The 20,983-nt window shown below is 67.6% G+C and carries 13 protein-coding genes and 1 pseudogene; 10 read left to right on the top strand and 4 right to left on the bottom strand.

Annotated features, from left to right (window positions below):
- Positions 1-2: 2 nt before the first annotated feature.
- The gene (gene acnA, locus ACFYV5_RS00980; RefSeq protein WP_355106353.1) at positions 3-2,720 is read right to left on the bottom strand and encodes an aconitate hydratase AcnA; all 2,718 of its coding nucleotides are present in this window, start codon (positions 2,718-2,720) and stop codon (positions 3-5) included.
- Positions 2,721-3,094: 374 nt separating this feature from the next.
- Here acnA and ACFYV5_RS00975 point away from each other — a divergent pair, with 374 nt between their 5' ends.
- Together ACFYV5_RS00975 and ACFYV5_RS00970 are read left to right on the top strand one after the other, a co-directional pair.
- On the top strand, positions 3,095-3,451 hold the full coding sequence (locus ACFYV5_RS00975) for a VOC family protein (protein ID WP_389162781.1): 357 nt from the start codon (positions 3,095-3,097) through the stop codon (positions 3,449-3,451).
- A gap of 50 nt (positions 3,452-3,501) precedes the next feature.
- Positions 3,502-5,031 (top strand): UDP-N-acetylglucosamine 1-carboxyvinyltransferase, encoded by a 1,530-nt coding sequence (locus ACFYV5_RS00970; RefSeq protein WP_355106349.1) that lies wholly within the window; start codon positions 3,502-3,504, stop codon positions 5,029-5,031.
- Between the two features lie 97 nt (positions 5,032-5,128).
- Here ACFYV5_RS00970 and ACFYV5_RS00965 read toward each other — a convergent pair.
- Together ACFYV5_RS00965 and ACFYV5_RS00960 are read right to left on the bottom strand one after the other, a co-directional pair.
- Positions 5,129-5,287, bottom strand: a pseudogene (locus ACFYV5_RS00965) (leucine zipper domain-containing protein); the annotation flags it as partial.
- A gap of 6 nt (positions 5,288-5,293) precedes the next feature.
- Positions 5,294-6,157: an NAD(P)-dependent oxidoreductase gene (locus ACFYV5_RS00960; protein WP_389162778.1), complete on the bottom strand. Its 864-nt coding sequence runs from the start codon at positions 6,155-6,157 to the stop codon at positions 5,294-5,296.
- Between the two features lie 118 nt (positions 6,158-6,275).
- Here ACFYV5_RS00960 and ACFYV5_RS00955 point away from each other — a divergent pair, with 118 nt between their 5' ends.
- Positions 6,276-6,830, top strand: a complete 555-nt coding sequence (locus ACFYV5_RS00955; protein ID WP_389162776.1) for a CGNR zinc finger domain-containing protein — start codon at positions 6,276-6,278, stop codon at positions 6,828-6,830.
- A gap of 328 nt (positions 6,831-7,158) precedes the next feature.
- Here the strand turns inward: ACFYV5_RS00955 and ACFYV5_RS00950 are convergent, their stop codons facing one another.
- A complete protein-coding gene (locus ACFYV5_RS00950; protein ID WP_389162774.1) occupies positions 7,159-7,635 on the bottom strand; it encodes an MmpS family transport accessory protein in 477 nt (158 codons plus the stop codon).
- A 302-nt stretch (positions 7,636-7,937) separates the two neighbouring features.
- Between ACFYV5_RS00950 and ACFYV5_RS00945 the strand changes: the two genes are divergently transcribed.
- The 7 genes from ACFYV5_RS00945 to ACFYV5_RS00915 all read left to right on the top strand — a co-directional run bounded on the left by ACFYV5_RS00945 (position 7,938) and on the right by ACFYV5_RS00915 (position 20,983).
- On the top strand, positions 7,938-16,625 hold the full coding sequence (locus ACFYV5_RS00945; protein ID WP_389162771.1) for a DNRLRE domain-containing protein: 8,688 nt from the start codon (positions 7,938-7,940) through the stop codon (positions 16,623-16,625).
- Positions 16,626-16,748: 123 nt separating this feature from the next.
- The gene (locus ACFYV5_RS00940) at positions 16,749-17,240 is read left to right on the top strand and encodes a hypothetical protein (protein WP_389162769.1); all 492 of its coding nucleotides are present in this window, start codon (positions 16,749-16,751) and stop codon (positions 17,238-17,240) included.
- Positions 17,241-17,402: 162 nt separating this feature from the next.
- A complete protein-coding gene (locus ACFYV5_RS00935) occupies positions 17,403-17,867 on the top strand; it encodes a hypothetical protein (RefSeq protein ID WP_389162766.1) in 465 nt (154 codons plus the stop codon).
- Between the two features lie 47 nt (positions 17,868-17,914).
- Positions 17,915-18,460 (top strand): RNA polymerase sigma factor, encoded by a 546-nt coding sequence (locus tag ACFYV5_RS00930; protein ID WP_355106335.1) that lies wholly within the window; start codon positions 17,915-17,917, stop codon positions 18,458-18,460.
- A 14-nt stretch (positions 18,461-18,474) separates the two neighbouring features.
- Positions 18,475-19,206 (top strand): hypothetical protein, encoded by a 732-nt coding sequence (locus ACFYV5_RS00925; RefSeq protein WP_389162763.1) that lies wholly within the window; start codon positions 18,475-18,477, stop codon positions 19,204-19,206.
- 65 nt (positions 19,207-19,271) lie between these two features.
- The gene (locus tag ACFYV5_RS00920; protein ID WP_389162760.1) at positions 19,272-19,670 is read left to right on the top strand and encodes a hypothetical protein; all 399 of its coding nucleotides are present in this window, start codon (positions 19,272-19,274) and stop codon (positions 19,668-19,670) included.
- A gap of 110 nt (positions 19,671-19,780) precedes the next feature.
- Entirely contained in the window at positions 19,781-20,983 is a 1,203-nt protein-coding gene (locus ACFYV5_RS00915; protein ID WP_389162757.1) for an NAD(P)/FAD-dependent oxidoreductase, read from the top strand.

Here is a 20,983-nt window from a genome sequence, read left to right as displayed (position 1 = left end):
TTCTAGCCGCGGATGAGGTTCCGCAGCACGTACTGCATGATGCCGCCGTTGCGGTAGTAGTCCGCCTCACCGGGGGTGTCGATGCGGACGACCGCGTCGAACTCGACACCGGTGTCGGTGGTGACCTTGACCGTGCGCGGCGTGCGGCCCTCGTTCAGCTCGGTCACGCCGGTGAAGGAGAAGGTCTCCTCGCCGGTCAGGCCGAGGGAGGCCGCGGTCGCGCCCTCCGGGAACTGGAGCGGCAGGACGCCCATGCCGATGAGGTTCGAGCGGTGGATGCGCTCGTACGACTCGGCGATGACGGCCTTGACGCCGAGGAGCGCGGTGCCCTTGGCGGCCCAGTCGCGGGACGAGCCGGAGCCGTACTCCTTGCCCGCGAGCACGACGAGCGGGGTGCCCTGCTCGATGTAGTTGCGGGAGGCGTCGTAGATGAACGACACCGGGGCGCCGTCCTTCGTGAAGTCGCGGGTGTAGCCGCCCTCGGTGCCCGGCGCGATCTGGTTGCGCAGGCGGATGTTGGCGAACGTGCCGCGGATCATGACCTCGTGGTTGCCTCGGCGCGAGCCGTAGGAGTTGAAGTCACGACGCTCCACACCGTGCTCGGTGAGGTACTGGCCGGCCGGGGTGTCGGCCTTGATGGCACCGGCCGGGGAGATGTGGTCGGTGGTGACCGAGTCGCCGAGCTTCGCCAGCACGCGCGCGCCGGTGATGTCGGTGACCGGGGTGGTCTCCATCGTCATGCCCTCGAAGTACGGGGGCTTGCGGACGTAGGTGGACTCGGTGTCCCACTCGAAGGTGTTGCCGGTCGGGATCGGCAGCGCCTGCCACTGGGCGTCACCCGCGAAGACGTCCTGGTAGGACTTGTTGAACATGTCCTCGCCGATGGCGTTGGCGACGACGTCGTTCACCTCGGCCTCGGAGGGCCAGATGTCCTTGAGGTAGACCGGGTTGCCGTCGGTGTCGATGCCGAGGGCGTCCTTGGTGATGTCCACCTTCATGGAGCCCGCGAGCGCGTACGCGACGACCAGCGGCGGGGAGGCCAGGTAGTTCATCTTGACGTCGGGGTTGATACGGCCCTCGAAGTTCCGGTTGCCGGAGAGGACCGAGGTGACCGCGAGGTCGTGCTCGTTGACGGCCTTGGAGACCTCCTCCGGCAGCGGGCCGGAGTTGCCGATGCAGGTGGTGCAGCCGTAGCCGACGAGGTTGAAGCCGACCTTGTCGAGGTACGGGGTCAGGCCCGCCTTGTCGAAGTAGTCGGTGACAACCTTTGAACCCGGCGCCAGGGTCGTCTTCACCCACGGCTTGCGGGTCAGGCCCTTCTCCACGGCCTTCTTCGCGACGAGCGCGGCGGCGACCATGACGTACGGGTTCGAGGTGTTGGTGCAGGAGGTGATGGCCGCGACCGTCACCGCACCGTGGTCGATCTCGTAGGTCGAGCCGTCGGGGGCGGTCACGGTGACCGGCTTCGACGGGGCACCGTTGGGGTGGTTCGCCGGGGCGTCGGAGGCCGGGAAGGACTCCTTGCCCGCCTCGTCCACGTCGTCGACGTAGTTGCGGACGTCCAGCGCGAACTGCTGGGCGGCGTTGGCGAGGACGATGCGGTCCTGCGGGCGCTTCGGGCCGGCGATGGAGGGGACGACCGTGGAGAGGTCGAGCTCCAGCTTCTCGGAGAAGTCGGGCTCGGCGGACGGGTCCAGCCAGAGGCCCTGCTCCTTGGCGTACGCCTCGACGAGCGCGACCTGCTGCTCGGAGCGGCCGGTGAGCTTGAGGTAGTTCAGGGTCTCGCCGTCGATCGGGAAGATCGCGGCGGTGGAGCCGAACTCGGGCGACATGTTGCCGATGGTGGCGCGGTTGGCGAGGCTCGTCGCCGCCACACCCTCACCGTAGAACTCGACGAACTTGCCGACGACGCCGTGCTTGCGCAGCATCTCGGTGATCGTGAGGACGAGGTCGGTGGCGGTGGTGCCGGCCGGGAGCTCGCCGGTCAGCTTGAAGCCGACGACGCGCGGGATGAGCATGGAGACCGGCTGGCCGAGCATGGCGGCCTCGGCCTCGATGCCGCCGACGCCCCAGCCGAGCACACCGAGGCCGTTGACCATGGTGGTGTGGGAGTCGGTGCCGACGAGGGTGTCGGGGTACGCCTGGCCGTTACGGACCATGACGGTACGGGCCAGGTGCTCGATGTTCACCTGGTGGACGATGCCGGTGCCGGGCGGGACGACCTTGAACTCGTCGAAGGCGGTCTGGCCCCAGCGCAGGAACTGGTAGCGCTCCTTGTTGCGGCCGTACTCCAGCTCGACGTTCTGGCCGAAGGCCTCCGCGGTGCCGAACTTGTCGGCGATGACGGAGTGGTCGATGACCAGCTCGGCCGGGGCCAGCGGGTTGATCTTCGCCGGGTCTCCGCCGAGCTCCTTGACGGCCTCGCGCATGGTGGCGAGGTCGACGACGCAGGGCACACCGGTGAAGTCCTGCATGATCACGCGGGCCGGCGTGAACTGGATCTCCTGGCTCGGCTGGGCCTGGGAGTCCCAGTTGCCCAGGGCCCGGATGTGGTCGGCGGTGATGTTCGCGCCGTCCTCGGTGCGGAGCAGGTTCTCCAGAAGGACCTTCAGGCTGTAGGGAAGGCGCGCGGAGCCCTCGACCTTGTCCAGCTTGAAGATCTCGTACGACTCGTCACCCACGCGCAGCGTGCTGCGGGCGTCGAAGCTGTTCGCCGACACGACAGTCTCCTTCATCAATGTGCGCGATTACCGCGCAGCGACAATATGCGGCTGCCGCCGCGTGGTGCCGCCCGACTCCCCGCCAATCCGCTAAGGTAAGACTTAGTTAGGTGACCCTTACCGGTGGGCGGCCGCGGTGCGCCGTAAGCAGTTATCTCGATGTCGAGATAACTCTAGTGCATCACCGCCGCTCGGTCATGCCCGGCATGGCTGTGACGGCCATCATCCTGACGACCGTCCGGTCGACGCCGCCCCACGCCGGTCGGCCTTCCGGGCGACACCCGCGCCGCTCCACGCGCGGCAGGCGCCCAGCCCTCACCCCGTACGGCGGCGGATGGATTGCCGGGGCCGTACGGCGGACCGAGGATCGAACCATGTTCAGCGGCGCACATGTGATCCTCTACACCCCCGACGCGGAGGCCGACCGGACCTTCCTCAAGGACGTCGTGGGTTTCGACCACGTCGACGCGGGCGAGGGCTGGCTCATCTTCGGGCTGCCGCCGGCGGAGGTCGCCGTCCACCCCGCCGCGGGCGAGCCGAAGCACGAGTTGTATCTGATGTGCGACGACATCACCGGCACGCTGACCACCCTGGAGGACCGAGGGGCCACGATCTCACGGCCCATCAGCGACCAGGGCTGGGGACTGCTCGCCGCCGTACGGATGCCGAGCGGGGCCGAACTGCCGCTCTACGAACCGCGTCACCCCACTGCGCACAGTCCGTCACCCTGACGGCCCACCCCCTCGCGAGCCACATCTCATATCTGAGATAACGTGACGGCATGGCAGACGACTACCTCGTACGCATCGGCAAGCTCATCCGTGACGCCCGCCAGCACCGCGGCTGGACCCAGACGCAGCTCGCGGAGGCCCTGGCCACCAGCCAGAGCGCGGTCAACCGGATCGAACGCGGCAACCAGAACATCAGCCTTGAGATGATCGCGCGCATCGGCGAAGCGCTCGACAGCGAGATCGTGTCTCTGGGTTACGCCGGCCCGATGCATCTGCGGGTCGTCGGCCGCCGCCGGCTCTCCGGCTCCATCGACGTCAAGACGAGCAAGAACGCCTGTGTCGCGCTGCTCTGCGCCTCGCTCCTCAACAGGGGCCGCACGGTCCTGCGCCGGGTCGCCCGGATCGAGGAGGTCTTCCGCCTGCTCGAGGTGCTCAACTCCATCGGCGTGCGCACCCGGTGGATCAACGACGGCGTCGACCTGGAGATCGTGCCGCCGGCCGAGCTGGACATGGACTCGATCGACGCCGAGGCGGCGATCCGTACGCGCTCCATCATCATGTTCCTCGGCCCGCTGCTGCACCGCCTCGACCGCTTCAAGCTGCCGTACGCGGGCGGCTGCGACCTCGGTACGCGCACGATCGAGCCGCACATGATCGCGCTGCGCCGTTTCGGCCTGGACATCACCGCCACCGAGGGTCTCTACCACGCGGTGGTCGAGCCGTCCGTCGCCCCCGACCGCCCGATCGTGCTGACCGAGCGCGGCGACACGGTGACGGAGAACGCGCTGCTCGCCGCGGCCCGCCACGACGGCGCGACCGTCATCCGCAACGCCTCCTCCAACTACATGGTCCAGGACCTGTGCTTCTTCCTGGAGGCCCTGGGCGTACGGGTGGACGGCATCGGCACCACCACGCTGACCGTCCACGGCGTGCCGCACATCGACGTGGACGTGGACTACTCCCCCTCCGAGGACCCGGTCGAGGCGATGAGCCTGCTGGCCGCGGCCGTCGTCACCGAGTCGGAACTGACGATCCGCCGGGTCCCTATCGAGTTCATGGAGATCGAGCTCGCGGTCCTGGAGGAGATGGGCCTCGACCACGACCGCACCCCGGAATACGCGGCCGACAACGGCCGCACCCGGCTGGTCGACCTGACGGTCCGCCCCTCCAAGCTGGAGGCGCCGATCGACAAGATCCACCCGATGCCGTTCCCCGGCCTCAACATCGACAACGTCCCGTTCTTCGCGGCGATCGCGGCGACCGCCCAGGGCAAGACCCTGATCCACGACTGGGTCTACGACAACCGCGCGATCTACCTCACGGACCTCAACCGCCTCGGCGGCCGCCTCCAGCTCCTCGACCCCCACCGCGTCCTGGTCGAGGGCCCCACACGCTGGCGCGCCGCCGAAATGATGTGCCCGCCGGCCCTGCGCCCGGCCGTGGTCGTCCTGCTCGCGATGATGGCGGCGGAGGGCACGTCGGTCCTGCGGAACGTGTACGTCATCAACCGGGGGTACGAGGACCTGGCGGAGCGCCTGAACTCGGTGGGCGCGCAGATCGAGATCTTCCGGGACATCTGACGGACAGCACCGCCGCGCCCCTTCTGACCTGCGGATACGCTGGACAGATGGCGGTGCGGCGGTGACTGTGGGACTTCTCTGGGACTTTCGCGGGCTTCCTGGCCTCGGCAGTCCCGGCCGGGCGCCGGAGATCCTCTGTCTGTGCCACCACATCGTCAGGTGTTGCGGTCGGCTGGTGATGCGGAGTCGAGGAGCGGTCAAGGAGGCCGGGGTCCCCGTAGCGGCGATATCGGTTGCCCCACTTCGAGGCGCAGGCAAGGGGTCACCGCGGTTGCTGTTCCGCGATGACCGCCCAGTCGTCCGCCCCGCGACCGTCGGCGATGGCCTGATCGAAGACAGCCCGCAGCAGCTGACCGATCGGGAGCGGAATGTTGTGGTCGATCGCCGCATCGAGCGCGAGGTGGAGGTCCTTGCGGCCCAGGACGGTGGTGAAGCCGGCCGGCTGGTAGCGCCGTTCGGCGATCATCGACCCGTAGCCTGTGTAGACGGCACCCGGGAAGAGTGTTGAGGTCAGCAGTTCGACGAACTGCCCGGAGTCGACACCGGCGCCTTCCGCCAGGCTGACAGCCTCGCCCAGTGACTGAATTGCGCAGGCGATCAGGTAGTTTCCGAGGATCTTCACGATGTTGGCCTGCTCCGGGCGGTCGCCGAGTCGCCAGGTCCGCGAGCCGATGACGTCGAAGAATGGCTGCACGCGGTCGATCAGCCCGTCTTCACCGGCCGCAAGGATGGTGAGTGCCCCGGCTTCGGCGACAGGAACACGGCCGAAGACCGGTGCCGCGACGTACCCGACACCGGACTCGGCGTGCGCTGCGCCGGCCCGGCGAGCCAGGCCGGCGCTCACCGTGGCGAGGTTGACGTGAACAGTCCCGCCCGGGATCTGGGAGAGGACACCGGAGTCGATGAACGTCTCGGCGACGGCCCGGTCATCGGACAGGACCGAGAAGACCACCGGCGCGTGCATGGCCTCCGAGACGGAGGCGGCACGACGGGCACCCGCTGCGACGAGTTGCTCCGCATGTGCGTCGGAGCGGTTCCACACCACGACGTCGTGGCCGGCCTTCAAGAGGTTGCGTGCGATCGGTCTGCCCATCGCTCCCAGACCGATGACCGCGATGCTGCGCATGGAGAGCACGCCCCTTCTGCTGAACTGCCCAAGTCGGTTCGAGGATGCCATGGGGCTACCATCCTGTCGAACCGTCTAAGGCGGTTCGACAGATGTTGTCGCACTGCGGAGGTGGGAAATGACCGAAGACGTACGGCGGGTGTTCCGGATGGACAACGAGGTCCTGGCGTTCCGATTCACCGCCACCGTCAGCGACAGAGCCGGCCTGAAGCCGAGAGAGCGGCTGACTGACCCCGCACGACTGAAGATGTGGCTGCAGGCCACAGGACTCGACGTCACCGACGTGTCGCCGACCGATCTGGAGGACGCCGTCGAACTGCGCGAGGCGATCTACCGAATCGGATCGGCGATCGCCGCAGGTGAACAGCCGGATTCCAAGGATGTCCGCATCCTCAACACGGTCGCTGCCGCTGGACACGCGAAGGCTGCGCTGGAACATGGACGCGCAGCATGGCACCTGACGGACACGACCCCTGTCGGTGACGCCCTCGGCGTCCTGGCCACGGATGCCATCCACATCCTCGGGGGCCCTGACCACAACCGCATCAAGAACTGCGAGGGCCCAGGATGCGCGGGGCTCTATCTCGACACCAGCCGCGGAGCCAACCGCCGTTGGTGCTCCATGAACACCTGCGGCAACAAGGTCAAGAAGTCACGCCTCGCCGCGAGCTGACCAACAGCGCCCAGGATTCCATGGTCCTGGTTGTTCGTGTCGTCACCCTGCCTCGGGCAGGAAGTCGAGCAGGTCCGGCCGGGTTCTTCGCGGCCGGCGCCGAGAGATCGGGGTCGGGGGAACTGCCCCGCGACCGTACGGAGCCCCGGGAGCGCGGAGTAGAGGCTCGCGCCGGGGCAGAGCGTGGCGTAAGCAGGGGGCCAGATCGGCGATGGCCCGCTTGGCCGCGGACGTCGGCGTGTCACCGCTCTCGCAGTCGCCGAGCAGGGCGATGCCCGAGTAACAGCTGTTGGGCCCCCGGTGGGAGGCTGCGAGGCAGGGGGCCCCGTCACCCCCGGCCGTCGGCGGGAGGCAGTTCGCCGGTGCATGTGGCACGTCCGAACTCGCCCATGGCGGTGGCCCGCTGGACGTGGGTGCCGCGGATCGCGAGCGTGCAGGACGCCTGTCCGCCCTTCCCGTCGAGGATGATGGCGACGGTCGGAGCCTTGCCGAGAGGCACCTGAACCGACTTCTTCCACGGAAGCGCGACGGCCTTCTCCACCGTGGCCGTGCCGGCCTCGCTGCGGGCGAGGTAGGAGATCTCGGCGGTCCCCGTCCCCGTGACCTCGTATGTCACCTCGGCCGCCGGCACGGCGCGCGGCTTCGGCTGCTCATCGGTGTCGAGCATGCCGTAGCCGACGAGCCCGAAGCAGGCGAGCAGGGCGATGCCGGCGATGAGCAACCCCCGTCGGTCCGGGGAGACTTCGGTGCTCTCGTGGTCGTTCTTCTCCCCGACGGCGTTTTCCGCGAGTTCATTGGTTGACATGAAAGAGCCCGGCTTTCGGTGAGCTGACATACGAACCGGGCGGTTATACACCATGCCGCCGACCAAACGCGAGCGAGCGCAAAAATCGGGCGAACCGAACTCCCTTCGGCCAATTAATTGTCCTTTATGTCGTCACGGTTGACCGGATCTCGGAAGAGTGGTTAGAAAGCCCGCTGCAACGCTCGTGAGCTCGTGGTTCGTTCCTTCCACGCGATCACCCCGCATTGCTCCAAGCTGGGCGGAAACCTCCGCCCCGGCTCGTTCGGCGTGCCTATTTCGCGTGCAGCGTCGCGGGTGCGTCGATGCCGAAAGGTATTGAGTTGAAAACTCCGTACAGGAGATATATCTCCTGTCTGGTCGCGTCGGCGGTAGCGGGCACGCTATTGCCGCAGATCGCTTATGCGGCGCCCGCATCGTCGTCGAAGGACGGCGACAAGGGCGTCTTCGACACGATCGCGGGATGGTTCTCGGACGACGACGAGGGGCTGAGCGAGCCCCTGGGCGGCGGGGGGTTGGAGACACCCAGCAGGGAGAAGCTGCCGAAGGGCGAGAAGCTCCCGAAGGCGAAGCGGGTCAAGGAGCTGACGGGCAAGCGCACGTCGCAGGCGCGTTTCTGGCAGCTGTCGGACGGCCGGATCGAGGCCGAACTGACGGCCGTACCGACGTCGTACCGGTCCGGGAAGTCCTGGGAGCCGATCGAGACCACCCTGCGGGCCACGCAGGACAAGGGCTTCGACTTCGCCAACACCGCGAACACCGGCAAGAGCTGGTTCGGATCGGACGCCGGCCGGTTCATGCGGTTCGAGGCGGAGGGCGGCGGGGCGGTCACCTTCGGCCTGGCCGGCGCCGGTGCCGGCGCGCTCAAGCCGGAGGCGAAGGGCGACCGGATCGTCTACAAGGACGCCGTCGCCGGTGCGGACCTGTCGTACCGGGTCGGCAACGGTGAGCTGAAGGAGGACATCGTCCTCGGTGAACGCCCGGCCGGCCCGGTGTCGTTCACGTTCACCCTGGACACCGAGGGCGGTCTGACGCCGAAGGCGCAGAAGGACGGCTCGATCGCCTTCTTCGGCGAGGCTCCTGGCACTCCGGTGATGGTCGTCCCGGCTCCGTTCATGACGGATGCCAAGAAGGTCCCGGAGTCGGTGACCGGCGGCACGTACAGCACCGCCGTCACCCAGAAGCTCGCGAGGGACGCCGACGGCAAGGGCTGGAAGCTGACCCTCACGCCGGACGCCACGTGGCTCGCGGCGAAGGAGCGCCAGTACCCGGTCGTCATCGACCCGACGATCACGGTCACTCCTGACGCCACGGCGTCGCAGGACACGATGGTCCTGTCGGACCAGCCGGCGGTGAACTTCAACAACACCTGGAAGCTGTCGGTCGGCAAGACGGACACCGGCATCGCCCGTTCGCTGATCAAGTTCCCGCTGAACGAGGTCCCGGCGGGGGTGAAGGTCGATGCGGCCCGGCTGAGCATGTACTACGACCAGGCGCACACCACCAACGGCAACGTCGTCTCCCTGGAGGCGCACCGGGCCACCGGGGCGTGGAGCGAGTCGGGCACGACGCCGGCGACCTGGTCCAACACCAGTGCGCTGGTAGGTGAACTGTCCGGCACCACGGTGCAGTTGGACGACGGTGACGCCGGCACGGCGGCGGTCGGCGAGTGGCCGCGGTCCACCACGACCGGCGGCGCGGCGACCAACGACGACTACGCCTTCAACAAGAACGCGCTCACGGGCGAGTCGTACGCCTGGCAGCCGAGGGTCCCGGAGACCGACACGTACCGGGTGGACGTGCACTACCCGGCCGCGGCGGACGCGGCCACGGCCGCCCCGTACACGGTCACCCACAACGGCGGCACGAAGACCTACACCGTCAACCAGACCGGTACCGGCGGTGTGTGGAAGACCTTGGACGCGGCGGAGCTGAGCTTCGCCAAGGGGAACGCCGGGAAGATCGTCCTCGGTGACACCGGCTCGGCCACGACCCGTACTCTCGCCGACTCGGTGCGGCTGGTGAACCCCTCGGCGATCACCAAGGCCGCCTGGGACTACAACAAGTGGCACGACTTCCCCGTCGCCGACACGGTCCAGAAGTGGGTCTCCGGCACGGCCGTCAACCACGGCTTCTTGCTCAAGGCCACCGACGAGTCGGGCACCGCGCCGCAGGGCGGCCCGCGCTACGCCGCCGCCGACGGCAACGCGTACGGCGGCGAGACGTCCACGTATCCGCGCCTGACGGTGACCTACGGCGCAGTCGGTACGTCACTGAACTCGCCGACCGTGGTCCACTCCACCGGTCCGGAACTGTCCTGGCCGGCGTACGCCAACGGCAGCGGTGACACCGGTCTGGACATCGTCGAGTACCAGCTGCACCGCTCCACGCAGCAGGCCTTCACGCCGTCCGCCGCGACGCTGATCGCCCCGATCGCGTCGACCACGACCGCGTACACGGACACCACGGCGGTGCCGACCCCGGACTCCAGCTCCAGCGAGATCGGCAAGTCGTACTACTACCAGCTCGCGGTCAAGGCGAAGAACGGGCAGCTGCTCGGCTCGCCGACCCGCATCGTGGGTATCCCCAAGGCCGGCCGGACGATGAAGATCATCCAGGCGGGTCAGGTCGACACCACGCTCTCCTCGGCCCAGCCGACCGTCAACCACGACGGTCTGGTCTCCGGCAAGGCGCAGACCTGGCTGAGCGTCGGCAACAACTCCGGCACGTACGGCAAGACCCGCGCCGCCCTGAAGTTCCCCACCACATCCATCCCCACCACCGCCACGGTGCTGGAGAACAAGATGTACATGTGGGGCGCGGAGACCACCAGCACCACCAACGGCGCGATCTACGAACTGCACTCCCTGACCCGGGACTTCACCGAGACCCAGGCCACCTGGAACAACGCCAACTCGACCACGCCGTGGACCACCGCCGGCGGTGACTTCTCGGCCACCGTCTCCGACACCGTCCCGCAGATCACCGACGAGGTCGGCCGCCACTGGTGGGACGCCACCGGACTCATGCAGTCCTGGGTCAAGACCCCCGCCAACAACAAGGGCGTCCTGGTCAAGCTGAAGGACGAGACCACCACCGGCCCGCAGGAGCGCACCATGTTCCTGTCGTCCGAGGCCTCGGACCCGCAGCTGCGCCCGTACATGCAGGTCATCTACGTCGACTCGACGACCGAGGACACGTACTACGCGCCGACCACTCCGGCCCGTATGACGCCGAACTCGCAGTACACGGTCGAGTACACGGTCACCAACACCACGTCCACGGCGTGGGCGTCCGGTGAGCGGGTGCTTTCGTACACCTGGAAGCTGCCCGACGGCACGGACGTCACCACGGGCGGCAACCAGCTGTCCACCGCGATCCCGGCCCTCCTGCCGGGCAAGTCGGCCACCATCCAGGCGCAGGTCAAGACCCCCATCAACTCCGATGAGGGCAACAAGCGCCTGGACTACGTGCTCGGCTGGGACATCAAGAAGGTCGCCGACGGCACCTGGCTGTCCGCCGGCACCGGCGCCATCCCGCCGCTGAAGCAGAACGTCACGGTCGAGGACCCGACCTCCAACATGCTCGGCCTGGAGAAGTTCTACGGCTACACGGGCAAGAACACCGGCGCCGGTGCGAGCCTGATGAACAACCTCTCCTCCGGCAACGCGGCGTGGTCGTACAACGCGTTCAACAACCCCGGCCGGGGTCTGAACACGTTCTTCCGGCTGGCCTACAACAGCCTGGACACCTCCGACACGGTCTCCGGCCACGGCTGGTCCATGCAGGCATCGGGCCCGATCCGGCTCGGCGCGCCGCTGGAGTTCCACCCCAAGCCCAACCCGACCGAGATCCGTCTCCCCGACGGTGACGGCACCACGCACGTCTTCCGCTGGGACGCCGTCAACAGCGTGTGGAAGGCGCCCGCGGGCGTCCACTACAAGGTCACGATGAAGGCGGGCCTGGACTGCAAGCCGACGAAGGACCCGGTCCCGGACGCCTGGACGATGACCCGGCCGGACGGTACCCGGTTCCTGTTCGGCTGTGACGGCTACCTGACCTCCACGGTGGACAAGAACGGCAACACCATGCTGTTCACCTACGAGGAGCGCAGGTCCAACAACAAGCCGACCAAGTTCCTGACGTACATCACCGACCCGGCGTCGCGGCAGACGCTGACGGTGAACTACTTCAAGAAGGGCGACGCCTCCTACGAGTACGTCTCGAGCACCGGCACCATCGCCACGGGCTCGAACCTGACCAACTCCAAGATCTACGACCACATCAAGTCGATCACCGACGTCTCCGGCCGTAAGATCAACTTCTGGTACACCGACAAGGGTCTGCTCGGCCAGTTCACCGACGGCGTGGGCTCTTCGCAGCCGAAGGTGTTCACCTTCACCTACGACGCCACGCAGGGCAACAAGAACGTCAAGCTGGTGACGGCCACCGATCCCCGGGGCAATGCCACCAAGCTGGCCTACTACGCCCCGCAGGCCGGCGACGACCCGAAGTACCACTGGTGGACCAAGACCATCACGGACCGGCTGAACAGCAACACGACGTTCGCCTACCAGGCGAACGCGACGAATCCGAAGTTCACCGACACCAAGGTCACGGACGCCGCGTCGCACTCCACGGACTACGTCCTGGACGACTTCGGCCGCCAGGTGAAGTCCACCAACGCCAAGGCCGAGTCCATGGACCTGTCCTGGGACGCGGACAACAACGTCATCCTCCAGAAGGAGGCGAACGGCTCCCAGACCACCTGGACGTACGACCCGAAGACCGGCAACCCGCTGACGATGAAGGACGCGGAGGCCAACAAGAACGGCACCGCGGCGACGGTCTACACGTACCAGACCCGTGCGGACGGCTTCTCGGCCGATCTGTCCACCAAGACCTCCCCCGAGGGCCGCAAGTGGCAGTTCGGCTATGACGCCTTCGGCAACCTCAAGACGGTCACCGACCCCAAGGGTGCCGCCACCACCTCGGTGGCCGACGACTACACCACCAGGTACGACTACGACGCCTACGGGCAGTTGACCAGGGCCACCGACGCCAACGGCAACGCCACCGTCAACTCCGACTTCAGCGTCATGGGCTACCCCAGGACGATCACCGACGCGGAGAACCACGCCACCTCGTTCGTCTACGACGAGCGCGGCCAGGTCACCTCGGTGACCGACACGCTGGGCACCACCACCACCCAGACCTACGACGCCTTCAAGCGTCCGCTGGTCAACAAGATGCCCAAGGAACAGGCGCAGGGGGTGTTCATCACCACTCCGGCCCCGGTGTACGACGCCAACGACAACGTCACCAGCAGCACCGCCGCGGACGGCGTGGTGTCCACCGCGGTCTATGACCCCGCGGACCAGGTGACCGAGTCGACCGGCCCGGACAACAACCTGAGCGGTCGCACGACGCGCTACACCTACGACAAGGTCGGCAACCTCAAGACCACGACCGAGCCCAAGGGCGTGGCGACGACCTCCGTCCCGGACGACTACGTCACCACCAACACCTACAACGAGATCTACCAGCTCATGGCGGTGGTGAACGCCCAGGGCGACAAGGTCTCCTACGAGTACGACAACGTCGGCAACGCGGTCACGGTCATCGACCCGAAGAAGAACGCCACCGCCGACACCACGGACTACACCAGCAAGAGCACCTTCGACCTCAACCACCGCGTCACCAAGGTCACGGACGCGGCGGGCAAGTTCACCACCAACACCTACGACAAGGACTCCCTGGTCGTCGAGACCACCGACAAGGAGGGCAACACGTCGCAGGTCGTCTACGACGAGCGCGGCAAGGTCGTCGAGCAGAAGGTTCCCTACGAGGGCACCACGGTCCGGTCGACGAAGTACGAGTACGACCAGATGGGCAACACCACCAAGGTGATCACCCCGCGCGGCGCCGCCACCGCGGCCGTGGACGACTTCACCAGCCGCACCGAGTACGACAAGCTCAACCGCCCGGTCAAGCGGTTCCAGCCCTACGACCCGGCGGACGCGCGCTACAGCGACCCCAACGTCTACACCCAGACGACCTACGACGCGGTCGGCCGCCCCGCGCGGGTCTCCGCGCCGCCGTCGGCGGGTCAGACGGTCCGCAACGACACCGACTACACCTACTTCGACAACGGCTGGACCAAGACGTCCACCGACCCCTGGGACATCGTCACCTCCTACGGCTACAACCAGACCGGCCAGCAGGTCTCGCGCACCCTCACCTCCGCCGGCGGCTCGAGCTCGCGGACCCAGGGCTGGGCGTACTACCCCGACGGCAGCCTCCAGGCCCGCTCCGACGACGGCGTGCCGGTCGGTGCCCACGTGGTGGTGGCCGACAACTCCGACACCCAGACCGTCTCGGCGACCGGTACCTGGGCCACGGCTTCGGCCACCGGCCAGCAGGGCTACGACCACCGCACCCACGCGGCGGGCGCGTCGACGGACACGTTCACCTGGACCCTGAACGTTCCGCAGGACGGCAGCTACACCGCCTACGCGAAGTACCCGACGACCTCGGGCGCGTCCACGGCGGCGAAGTACACCGTCACCCACGGCAGCGGCACCACCGACAAGGCGATCAACCAGACCACCGGTGGCGGCACCTGGGTCTCGCTGGGTGCGTTCACTTTCAAGCAGGGGAACACGTCCAAGATCACCCTGGCGACCGACGCCTCCGGCAAGGTCGTCGCCGACGCGGTGAAGATCGTCCGTACCGTCACAGAGACGGACAACGAGAAGAAGAACTTCACCTACTCGTACGATCTCAACGGCAACCTCACCTCGATCGGGGACACCTCCTCGGGTGCCAAGGTCGACACGTACTCGATGACCTACACCGGGCTCAACCAGGTCCAGAAGGTCAGCGAGTCGCTGTCCGGCGTCGAGAAGAAGGCCACGTCGTTCACCTACGACGCCAACGGCCAGAAGCAGACGACGTCCCACCCGGACCAGTACGCGCAGTACATCTACGACCTGCGTGACCTGGTCAAGACGGTGAAGGTCGGCAAGTCCGCGTCGGACGCCTCGCCGAAGACCACCGACTACACCTACACCGACCGCGGCCTGCGGCTGAAGGAGACCAAGGCCAACGGCAACACGGTCGACTACACCTACTATCTCAACGCGGCGCTGAAGGCCCAGAGCGAGAAGAAGCCCAACGGCATCCTGGTCTCCTCGCACACCTACGCCTATGACGCCAACGGCAACCAGGCGCAGGACGTCGCGTCCAAGATGAACGCCGACAACCACGGCGCGTATCTGAACTCCACCACGAACTACACCTACGACCCGGTCAACCGGCTCGCCCAGTCCGTGAAGACGGGTACCGGCGCGGGCACCGAGACCTACGTCCACGACAACAACGCCAACGTCGTCACCCAGACGATCAAGAACGTCACGACCAACTACACCTACGACCGCAACCGGCTCCTCAGTTCGAGCATCGGCGCCGCGAGCAACAGCTACAACTACGACCCGTACGGCCGGCTGGACACGGTCGTCGCGGCCGGCAAGGTGGCCGAGGACAGGGACTACGACGGCTTCGACCACGTGGTCAGGAACGCCAAGCTCCAGACCGACGGCGTCACGACGAAGACGACCACCTACGTCTTCGACCCCCTGGACCGCACGGCGTCCAAGACCGAGGGCGGCAAGACCACCGACTTCAACTACCTCGGTACCTCCAGCGAGGTTCTCAACGAGGCCGTCGCCGGTGAGATCACCAAGTCCTACCAGTACAGCCCGTGGGGCGAACGCCTGACGCAGCTGAAGCGCAACACCGACGGCTCCGAGGAGCTCGGCGTCTACGGCTACAACGGCCACACCGACGTCGAAACCCTCACCGACACCAGCGGTGACACCAAGTCCACGTACGGCTACACCGCCTACGGCACCAACAACGACGCCGAGTTCACCGGCATCGACAAGCCCGACACGGCCCAGCCCGACAAGGAGGCGTACAACCCCTACCGCTTCAACGGCAAGCGCTGGGACTCCGCCACCGGCACCTACGACATGGGCTTCCGTGACTACAGCCCCGGTCTGAACCGCTTCACCAGCCGGGACATGTACAACGGCGCCCTGTCCGACATGCGCCTCGGCTCGGACCCCTTCACAGGGAACCGCTACGCCTTCACCGGCGGCAACCCGATCAGCGGCATCGAGATCGACGGGCACAACTGGTGCGAAGGGGGCTCCTTCTGCCCCTGGGACGACAACTTCGCCACCGCCTGGGTCGGCACCGTCACGACGGTCGCCGACACGATGGCCGCCCCCGTTCTCGCTGCGGAGCCGATCCTTCGGGATCAGTGCCCTTCGTGCTTCGGAACTCCCGGTAATCCCAATGGAGTGGATCTGGGATTCGAATGGATCTCGGGCGAAGGTCCCAAGCAGCGGGACTTCGGCGGGAACGACGCCTTCACGCAGACGCTCATGGACCACTACCACGTCCAGCGTGTGCGGGAGATCGCGGCCGACAACATCAACGGCGGAAACTACAATGTGGGCGCCAACGTTTCCCAGTACACGAACAAGGACACGGGCCTTGTAGAGAACAACGGCCTCAATCACTCGCTGAACACCAAGACCGTCCTCATGGACTTCACGTCGAACATGTCCGCCGCGTTCCTGGGTTCCTACACCATGGACTACACGGTCAAGTCCGTCGACAAGGAGGCGGGAACGGCGACCATTCAGTTCCATGTGCACAACAACAGCACCATGAACTCCGGATCGCACATCGCCCCGGAGCTCGGCGGGTACAGCGATTGGTGGGACATCAACATCGCCGCCCCGCTCAACAAGTATTACAGTACGGGGCGTTTCAGCAAGCAGGAGCAGGACGTCACATGGACGGAGACGGTCGACCTCAACGACCTCGACACTCCGTCGCAGTCGTCGTCGTCATCGTCGTCGTCGGACTCGGGGAGTGGCTTCCTGGACAGCGTGACAAGTTGGCTGGGCAGCCTCTTCTGACGGCAGGCTGACGCGTACGCTCCCGCCGGTCCGCCCGGTCGGGACGCGCCTTGAAAAACAGCGGGGCTGACCCCAGGATTCCTGGGGCAGCCCCGCCGCTCGCAACGACTGGAAGCAGATCGCGTGAAGCCCGACGTATTTCGCGGCAGTGCAGGCCTTGCGGCCGCCACCTTGACGGTACTCACCTCGACCGCTTGCGGAATCATTCAACCCACCCCCGTCCGCGCGGAGACCCCGGAGTCCGTAGAACACTCACAACTGGTCGGCCGATGGGATGGAGGGCAGGAATGTAGATCACCGCTCCCCGTCATCCGGCTGCGCGACGACTACACCTTTTCCGTCAAGGACTTTCCGGTCGAGTGGGAAGGCCCCGGGTACTCGAAGGTGACACGTCGTACGACCGACGGGAAATGGCATGCGGTCAACAAGGACCCCGGCCTGACGCCCTATCTGGTGCTCAAATTCGACAACGGAAAAGACAACAAGTTGCTGCCGTTCTACGTGGAGAACGGAGAGCTGCGGATGAGCCGTAGTGTCCCGGTGCCCGGGGAACCGGAACAGTCCTACCCGTGTCGTTACAAGCGCACGTCCGCCGACCCCACCTTCGACCGCTAGCGAGCCTGTTCGAAGATGTGACGCTGATCACAGCGCGGACCCGTGATGATCCGGCGCCCGGTTCCGCTGGGTTCTTGGGAGGACGTGGAAGACCCGCGGTCCTCCCAGGGAGCCAGGGGGACCGGGGGAACGGCACCGGTTCATACACGAGGGGTGGGACCGATGGACCGAGTCAGCCGCATGCTGCGGGCCGCCGACATGAGCCGGTACGCCTCCACGTTCGCATCCCGCGCGTCCGCGAAGACACGGCTCCCCCTCGACTTCTCCGCGGCCAGCCTACGAATCGTCGACCGCGTGGTGGACGGTCTGCGGCAGGGGGCCGGCGACCCGGTCGACGTCGCACCGATCCTCCAAGAGCTCGGTGCGTACGTCGGCGAAGTGCTCGTCCGGCAAGCGCGAGCCCGCTGGGTCGACTTCGACGGCATGACGTCCGAACTGCTCCAGCAGACGGTCGGCGTCCGGACGCCCGACGGACGGGCGTGGAACCCGCTCGGCAAGGTGGTCAACCGTTTCGAGCTGGGCGCCGACGAATCCGCTCACGAGCTCTTCCTGCTGGTTCCGCGTCGTCCGAAGCGCCTGCCGCTGCCACGGGGGACGGCCGACAGCCGTCGGCTGACAGCCGCGTAGGGTGATGCGCGGTACGGCGCGACGCGGGAAGACCAAGGGAAGATCATTTGAGGGCGGACGACGCCACTCTGCAGCACGCGGTGCAACGTGCGCAGAACGGTGACGACGAGGCGTTCGCCGACGCGTACCGGATCGTGCAGCCTGGGCTTCTGGGATATCTGCGCGGGCTTGTCGGCGAGTCCGCCGAGGACGTGGCCTCCGACGCGTGGCTCGAGATAGCCCGCGACCTGGGGCGGTTCCGCGGAGACGGTGCGGGGTTTCGCGGCTGGACCGCGACCATTGCCCGCCACCGCGCGCTGGACCACCTACGGCGCCTGCGCTCCCGACCGCGTACGGCCCCGTTCGAGCAGGAGATCCTGGACCTGCCCTCGCCACGGGAGACGGCGGGCGAGGCCCTGGAGGCGATATCCACCGCCGAGGCGCTGGCCCTGGTCGCCGGGCTCCCTCGGGACCAGGCCGAGGCGGTACTGCTGCGGGTGGTCGTCGGCCTGGACGGACCCGTGGCAGCCCGGGTGCTGGGCAAGCGGGTGGGAGCGGTACGCTCCGCCGCGCACCGCGGACTGAAGCGGCTCGCGAAGGACATGCTGGGATGAGTGGTGAAGGCGGTATGCGGAAGCACGACGACGTCGAGGCAGCACTCGCCGCTGCCCTGCGCCCCAGGGGCGTGGACGATGCCTCGGCCCAGGCTGCCGTCGCCGCGTTCCGTACGGCCCGCGACACCGGCCTGCACACGTCTCGGCGCATCACACGCCGCGAGGACTGGCGCCCCGCACCGGAACGCCGCACGGGACGTTCGCTGAAGACCGCACTGGCAGCCCTGGCCGCGAGCCTGACCCTGGGCGGCGTAGCGATCGCCGCGGCTGTTCCGCTCGACCTCTTCGACGAGACCGAGGCCCGCGAACCCGAACCCCACCGCAGCACCTCTGCTCCGCTGCCGTCACGGGAGCCCGCGATCCCATCGTTCGAGTCCCCGGACTCACGTTCGTCGGCCCCTCACGGAGTGCCCACCACACCCGGCGTTCCCGGCAATCCGGACCACCCGCCCCGGTCGAGCGAGTCCCTCTGCCGTACGTACGAGAAATCCCTGGACAAGGGCAAAGCCATGGAGGCCGCGGCCTGGGAGCGTCTGGTCGCTGCGGCTGACGGCGAGGATGTCGCGACCTACTGCGACTCCCTCCCGGCGCACCCAGCCACAGACGCGCCCCCGGCCTTCGGGAACGGGCACTCCGCCCCCGCCAGGAGCCCCTTCGACACCCACACAAAGCCCGAAGCGGGTCCTTCTGTCCACCATCCCCCCGCGCCTGTCGAGGATGCGACGGCTGACGGGCGCAGTCGCTGACCGCGCACCGGGCGAACACGGCCAGGGCGTGGGGAGCCGTTGGCGCGAGCCGAGAGGAGGACAACGTGACTACCGTGACGCGTTTGGTCACTTACGTCGAACTGGACGAGGCTGCCACAGACACTCAGCAGGTGTCGGTGACAGCACGGCTTGAGGCCGTATGCGCGGATGACCGCAGCCTGGTGTTGCTCGACGACCGCGGATGGAGCTGGAGCTCATCGGCTCCCATGGACACCCAGCCGCGGATCTCGGCCGAGGAGATCGAGAAGGACGCCCGGACGGTGGTCGGGCCGGACGAGCCGATCGGCGGCGAAACACCTGAGCAGATGGCGGCCGGCCACTGGAACTTCCTGGCTGACGTCCTCAAGCGGCAAGGCGTGGACGTGGAAACGCGGGAGCTGGAGCGGCTTTCGCATGACGTTGTGCTCAGCGAACCCCTGCGAGCACTGATTCGGGACCACTGACTATCGGCGCTGCATCTGTGACTCAGGTCACATGCGATTCCTGTCAGGTATCGGGGGGGTGTTCCGCTCAAGTCAGCGGGAGCAAGCCAACCGACCGACAGGAGCATCACATGAAGCACCGCATCGTCGTCCTCGGCGCCGGCTATGCCGGGGCCTACGTGGCTGGGAACCTGGCCCGCCGGTTGTCGTCGGCGGAGGCCGAGATCACCGTGGTCAACGCCGAGCCGGACTTCGTCGAGCGGCTGCGGCTGCACCAGCTCGCGGCCGGCCAGGAGGTGGAGGCCCTCAGGCTCGCGGATGTCTTCGCGGGTACGGGGGTACGGCTGCGCCTGGCCCGTGTCACCGCGGTCGAGCCCGAGCGTCAGGTCGTCGCCGTGGCCGATGGTGACGGCGGGGGCGAGCTCGGCTACGACACGCTTGTCCACGCGCTCGGCAGCCACGTCGCCGATGGCGGCGTTCCCGGCGTCGGCGAGCACGCCTTCGACGTCGCCGGCCGGCCCTCGGCGCTGCGTCTGCGCGAGCGTCTGGACAACCTGGGCAGGCGGGGCGAAGGCGGGAGGGTGGTGGTCGTCGGCGACGGGTTGACCGGCATCGAGACCGCCACCGAGATCGCCGAATCCCGACCCGGTCTGTCGGTGACGCTGGTCGCCCGCGGCGAGTTGGGCGCCCAGCTCTCCGCCGGGGCCCGCAGCCATCTGCGCCGGGCCTGTGACCGGCTGGGCATCACCGTCCTCGAGCACACCAGCGTCGAAGCCGTCGAAGCGACGCGGGTGCTGTGCGCCGACGGCACCGCCCTGGCGTCCGACGCGACCGTGTGGACGGCCGGGTTCGCGGTCGACCCCATCGCCGCCGCCAGCGGCCTCGCGGTCACCGAGAACGGTCGGATCGTGGTCGATCGCACCATGCGGTCGGTCTCGCACCCGAACGTCTACGCCGCCGGCGACAGCGCCCACGCCATCGGCGACAACGGCCGGCCGCTGCCGATGTCCTGCGCTTCGGCCGGCCACACCGGCCGCCAGGCCACGAACGCGATCGTGGGACACCTGACGGGCCGCGCGATCGCGAACATCAAGCTGTCCTACCCGGGCAACCACATCAGCCTCGGGCGGCGGGACGGGATCCTGCAAATGGTCGACGACGAGGCGCGGGCGACGCCGACGTACGTGGCCGGGCGGAAGGCCGCGCGGATCAAGGCGGGCATCCTCACGCTCTCGCTGTGGGGCGTCACACACCCGACCTTCGGCCTGCCCAAGCGCCGGCACCGTCTGGCCGCCGCGCCGGACGCGTCCGTCGAGAACCGCGTTGCCGCCTAG

The sequence above is a fragment of the Streptomyces sp. NPDC003035 genome (assembly GCF_042888285.1).
Taxonomy (GTDB): Bacteria; Actinomycetota; Actinomycetes; order Streptomycetales; family Streptomycetaceae; genus Streptomyces.
The sequence above is the reverse complement of the archived record's forward strand: the minus strand, read 5'-3'. Positions and strand labels throughout refer to the sequence as shown.

What these genes read in the sequence shown, in the direction of transcription:
- ACFYV5_RS00950 (WP_389162774.1), bottom strand. Translation starts at nt 7,635, where the DNA reads ATGTCAACCAATGAACTCGCGGAAAACGCCGTCGGGGAGAAGAACGAC.
- ACFYV5_RS00955 (WP_389162776.1), top strand. Translation starts at nt 6,276, where the DNA reads ATGACCGAAGACGTACGGCGGGTGTTCCGGATGGACAACGAGGTCCTG.
- ACFYV5_RS00975 (WP_389162781.1), top strand. Translation starts at nt 3,095, where the DNA reads ATGTTCAGCGGCGCACATGTGATCCTCTACACCCCCGACGCGGAGGCC.
- ACFYV5_RS00960 (WP_389162778.1), bottom strand. Translation starts at nt 6,157, where the DNA reads ATGCGCAGCATCGCGGTCATCGGTCTGGGAGCGATGGGCAGACCGATC.
- ACFYV5_RS00925 (WP_389162763.1), top strand. Translation starts at nt 18,475, where the DNA reads ATGCGGAAGCACGACGACGTCGAGGCAGCACTCGCCGCTGCCCTGCGC.
- ACFYV5_RS00970 (WP_355106349.1), top strand. Translation starts at nt 3,502, where the DNA reads ATGGCAGACGACTACCTCGTACGCATCGGCAAGCTCATCCGTGACGCC.
- ACFYV5_RS00915 (WP_389162757.1), top strand. Translation starts at nt 19,781, where the DNA reads ATGAAGCACCGCATCGTCGTCCTCGGCGCCGGCTATGCCGGGGCCTAC.
- ACFYV5_RS00945 (WP_389162771.1), top strand. Translation starts at nt 7,938, where the DNA reads ATGCCGAAAGGTATTGAGTTGAAAACTCCGTACAGGAGATATATCTCC.
- ACFYV5_RS00935 (WP_389162766.1), top strand. Translation starts at nt 17,403, where the DNA reads ATGGACCGAGTCAGCCGCATGCTGCGGGCCGCCGACATGAGCCGGTAC.